The 4,844-nt window shown below is 55.9% G+C and carries 3 protein-coding genes, 2 tRNA genes and 1 pseudogene; 4 read left to right on the top strand and 2 right to left on the bottom strand.

The window, feature by feature from the left end; translation table 11 throughout:
* Positions 1-35: 35 nt before the first annotated feature.
* Together ettA and AC5LBQ_RS09280 are read right to left on the bottom strand one after the other, a co-directional pair.
* A pseudogene (gene ettA, locus AC5LBQ_RS09275) lies at positions 36-1,475 on the bottom strand (energy-dependent translational throttle protein EttA); the annotation flags it as partial.
* A 111-nt stretch (positions 1,476-1,586) separates the two neighbouring features.
* Positions 1,587-2,159, bottom strand: coding sequence for a single-stranded DNA-binding protein (locus AC5LBQ_RS09280; protein ID WP_307742300.1), 573 nt, complete (start codon positions 2,157-2,159; stop codon positions 1,587-1,589).
* 215 nt (positions 2,160-2,374) lie between these two features.
* Between AC5LBQ_RS09280 and AC5LBQ_RS09285 the strand changes: the two genes are divergently transcribed.
* The 4 genes from AC5LBQ_RS09285 to AC5LBQ_RS09300 all read left to right on the top strand — a co-directional run bounded on the left by AC5LBQ_RS09285 (position 2,375) and on the right by AC5LBQ_RS09300 (position 4,623).
* A tRNA-Arg gene (locus AC5LBQ_RS09285) sits at positions 2,375-2,447 on the top strand.
* Positions 2,448-2,521: 74 nt separating this feature from the next.
* Positions 2,522-3,733, top strand: a complete 1,212-nt coding sequence (locus AC5LBQ_RS09290) for an ROK family transcriptional regulator (protein ID WP_493265303.1) — start codon at positions 2,522-2,524, stop codon at positions 3,731-3,733.
* 47 nt (positions 3,734-3,780) lie between these two features.
* On the top strand, positions 3,781-4,419 hold the full coding sequence (orn, locus tag AC5LBQ_RS09295) for an oligoribonuclease (protein WP_295027243.1): 639 nt from the start codon (positions 3,781-3,783) through the stop codon (positions 4,417-4,419).
* A 132-nt stretch (positions 4,420-4,551) separates the two neighbouring features.
* Positions 4,552-4,623, top strand: a tRNA-His gene (locus tag AC5LBQ_RS09300).
* Positions 4,624-4,844 lie beyond the last annotated feature (221 nt).

Here is a 4,844-nt window from a genome sequence, read left to right on the forward strand (position 1 = left end):
ACTGAAATCGCTTCAATTTGATCGCAAGCCGTTCACAGAGACTGCTCGTCCAAATCGTTCGTCGGTTCGTCCAGCAGCAGCAGGTTTCCGCCCTCTTTCAAGGTCAGAGCCAGGTTGAGGCGGTTGCGTTCCCCACCCGACAAGACGCCCGCGGGTTTCTGCTGGTCAGCGCCCTTGAACCCGAAAGCGGATACGTAGGCGCGCGACGGCATCTGGACCTTGCCGACCTCGATATAGTCAGCCCCGTCCGAGACGACCTCCCACAGCGTCTTGTCCGGGTCGATGCCCGCACGAGCCTGGTCGACATAAGAAATCTTCACGGTTTCCCCGATTTTCAGCTCGCCCCCGTCGAGGGGTTCCAACCCGACAATGGTCTTAAACAGGGTTGTTTTCCCTACCCCATTAGGCCCGATAACTCCCACGATGCCGTTTCGCGGCAAGCTAAAACTCAACCCGTCAATCAGGGTACGGTCCCCAAACCCTTTCTTGAGGTTGGTCGCCTCCAGCACCAACGTGCCCAATCGCGGCCCCGGCGGAATCTGGATTTCTTCAAAATCAAGTTTCCGAGACTTCTCGGCTTCCGCAGCCATCGCTTCATAAGCCTGCAAACGGGCCTTCGACTTGGCTTGACGCCCCTTAGCGGATTGGCGCACCCACTCCAGCTCTTCTTTCAACCGTTTTTGGAGTTTGGCGTCTTTACGCCCCTGAACTTCCAAACGTTCCTGTTTCTTTTCCAGGTAGGTGGAGTAGTTGCCCTCATAGGGGTACAGGTGGCCACGGTCGACCTCCGCAATCCACCCCGCCACGTGGTCCAGGAAATAACGGTCGTGGGTGACAGCAATGACTGCCCCCTTGTACTGGCTCAAATGTTGCTCCAGCCACAGCACCGACTCGGCGTCCAGGTGGTTGGTCGGCTCGTCTAGCAGCAGCAAGTCCGGAGCTTCCAGCAACAGCTTGCACAAGGCGACTCGGCGGCGCTCCCCTCCCGAGAGCGTTTTCACGTCCGCGTCTGCCGGTGGACAGCGCAGCGCGTCCATCGCCTGTTCCAACTGATTGTCCAGGTCCCAAGCATCAGCGGCATCGATGGCTTCTTGAAGCTGACCCATTTCTTCCATCAAGGCATCAAAATCCGCGTCCGGGTCGGCCATTTGGGCTGAAATCTCGTTGTATCGGTCCAGCTTGGCCTTGATTTCCCACACGCCTTCCTCGACGTTGCCCAACACGTCCTTGTCCTCGTTGAGCGGGGGCTCCTGCAGCAGGATACCGACCGAATACCCTGGGCTGAGGATAGCTTCACCGTTGCTGGGCTCGTCCAAACCAGCCATGATTTTCAGGATTGTCGACTTGCCGGCACCGTTGGGACCCACCATGCCAATCTTGGCTCCCGGCAGGAAAGCCATCGTTACGTCATCCAAAATGAGCTTATCGCCGACCTTCTTACGGGCCTTCAGCATTGAATAAATGTACTCTGACATGCAACTTCCTTACAGTTTCGATGAGCCGAGCAGCATCTGGCCCGGAGGTCTATTGGGGGTGGGGTCTAAAACCCGCACCCCCAATATGCTAACGGAAATCGCGAATCTTTTTCAGAACGGGATCCCATCAGCCCCCGCGCCGACCAAAGACTCCTCATCGGCGGCTTCGATTTCAACGTCTAGTTCGTCGAGAATTTCCACGCTCTCGACGAGGTCCGACTCCGTCTGCGCGAATTCCGCGCCCTTCACGGTATTCAGAGAGTCCGCGGAAATATCGAATTTGCTCGGTTTTGCACAGTTCTCATCACTGGCGATTTCCTTGGCATACTTGATGTTTATCGAAGTGGTGCGCACCAGGTCAACCCCAATATGGGTCAGGTGCAAAGCGAGTTCCGGCCGTTTTTCAACGACACCGGTCGTCTGGTCGGTATGTTCGTAAGTACCGGGAACTAAACGTCCCTGGGCAACGACCGGATCGCCCTTGTGCAGTGACTCCGCAACGTTGACGGCGAAAGTCCCCCAGGCTTTGCAGTTGAACCACGTGGTTTCCCCGCTGGTCCAGTTGCCACTGGCGTCACGATAACTGGCGTTGCAGGCCAGAGAGAACCGGACCCAGTGGGTGCCGGCGGAGGTCTGGCGCAAGACAGGAGTATTTCCCAAATACCCGCTTACTGTTACTGTCATGGAGCTCATTATTGTTTTCCTTTCCCGAACGCCCCTGCGCTCGTTACTGTCGATAGCTGCCAGATAGAACAGCTCTCAGTTCGAGGGTTTCGCAAAGACTCGAATGGTCCAAGACAAGATTTTTTTACCTGTGGATAACCCGTTTATTCACAGGGGCGAGAATGCCGGAAATAAGCTAAACTGGTCGAGTTAACAGATTTTTGGTTAACCGGCCAGCCTTCGTAGCTCAATGGATAGAGCAACGGCCTTCTAATCCGTAGGTTGTGGGTTCGAGTCCCACCGAGGGCGCTAGCGCGCACAAACGAAGCCAAAGGTGTATTTGCTGGGGAAGGCTAACCTTTTAAAGGAAAAAAATTACTAAAATGGGGTTCGTGACTATGGAAAACCTTGTAGGCCCCGGTTCCCCTTCATCACTGCGCGTAGCGAACCAAAAGCGCGTTTTAGCTGCCATTATCGATGCTGGGGGGATATCTCAGGCCGAGATCAGCCGCCGCACCGGCTTGGCTCCAGCAACCGTGTCTAACATCGTTCGCGAACTGACTGAAGCCGAGATTTTACGCCTGGCAGAAGCCGCTTCCGGCCGGCACGGCAACACGATTGCGTTTGCCCCTAATATTGGCTATGCCACGGGCGTGTCGCTGGAACGCGAACAGGTGCGGGTTGGAATTGTTACCCTGGATCACGAGATTGTAGACACGCGAGTGATACCACTACCGCCCGAAACTACCGCCAACATCAACAAGGAAATGGCGGTTGACCTGTTTGACTCGATGATGGCCGCCAAGGGGCTAAAAAATGCTCAGATTGTGGCTGGCTGCATCGTCGTTGCCGACGCGGTTCGTTCGGATGGCCGCTTGTCAAACTACACCGCCATGATTCCGGGGCTTAGCGGAATCAACCTGGAGGACATTGCCCAAGAGGTTTCTCCTTTCCCGATTCTGACTGAAAATGACGCGAATGCCGGTGCTTTGGCTGAGCACATGTGGGGAGCCGCGAAGGACGTCGATGATTTCGTCTATATTGAGGCCTCTTCCGGTATCGGCGCGGGCATCATGGCAGGAGGCAAAATCCTGTACGGAACCGGCGGGATTTCAGGCGAAATCGGGCACCTCCCGATTCCGAACCATCATGAGTTGTGCAAGTGCGGTGGCAGCGGTTGTCTGGAGATGACAGCCTCTGCCAGTGCGATTATGGCTTCGCTGCGCAGCCTGGGGATGCCGGTGCACACGTTGAATGACCTCTATCGACTCATCGAGGAAGGCGATGTGCGGGCTACTCGACGCATTCACGAAGCCGCCCGCGCTATCGGCTACGTACTGGCACAAGTGTGCAACATCTTAAACCCAAAGATGATTGTCATCGGTGGTGAGCTGTCCTATGCGGGCGAGGCTTTCTTAAACCAGGTTCGTGAGACCATTAACGAAATTGCCCTGCCCGATTGCGCAGCCGACGCCACCTTGCATTTGAGCGCCTTGGGTTCGTCCGCTCCTCTGCGCGGCGCCATGGCGAAAGCGGTTTCGATGGTGGATCTTGACGCGATTTTGCAACGATTCTTATCTGACGAAAGCAACTGAGCCTTAGGCTGGCGAGGGGAAAAATCGCCGCCAGATACGATTAATGAATGGGAGATAAGTACAGTATGGGAAACAAAAAAACCGACCCTATGGTGTGGATTGACTGCGAGATGACCGGGCTCGATTTGGACGTTGACGAGCTGATTGAGGTCGCCGTGATTGTCACCGACGCCGAACTGAACCCGCTAGATTCCGGTATTGATTTGCTGATTAAGCCCAGCGCTACCGCAATGAATCACATGGGGGAATTCGTACGCGAAATGCACACTAAGTCGGGACTGCTGGCCGAACTCGACGGCGGTTTGAGTGTGGAGGAAGCCGGCCGCCAAGTTTTGGAGTACGTGAAACGCTACGTCCCCGAACCCGGAAAAGCCCAGTTAGCAGGCAATTCAGTGCATTCTGATAAAGCGTTCCTGGCGAAACAGATGCCGGAACTCATCAACTGGCTGCACTACCGGATTATTGACGTGTCTACCTTGAAAGAGCTGGCGATGCGCTGGTATCCGAAGGTTTACGGTTTGGCTCCGGCAAAGACCGGCAATCACCGAGCTTTAGGCGATATCATCGATTCCTTGAACGAGTTGCGCTATTACCGTGCGGTGCTGATGCCGGCGGGCGAGGGCCCCCGTACGGAGGAACTGCAGGCCGCGGCCGCCCGGATTGTGCAGACTTCGCCTTTCAAGTAAACGGACGGTGTTTGCGCACAAGCGCGTTCGGTGAGGTTGCCGCCAAACTCGGTTTCCTCAGTGGGCGGGGCACGAGTTTCGCCTGGGCGCCAAAATCCGGTACGATAGTGAGGTTGCTTTTCGCAAGCGATGGTGGCTGTAGTTCAGTGGTAGAGCACCTGATTGTGGTTCAGGATGTCGCGAGTTCGAATCTCGTCAGCCACCCGACTGAGAGAGCGTCCAAGCCGAAAGCGAAGCTTTCGAGCTTGAGACGCGAACGAGGGAGGGTATGCAAGGCGAGCGGAGCAAGTCCTTGCTAATACCCAGACGCCGGTCAAGGCATGCGCCTTGACCGGCTTTTTCGTGCCTGCGCAGCAGGCAGGGCCTCTGTCAACAAGCGCGTCGTAAGCTTGCTTACGTAAGCAGCTTGTTGACAGAGGCGCGCC

This window comes from Mobiluncus sp. (assembly GCF_985070215.1).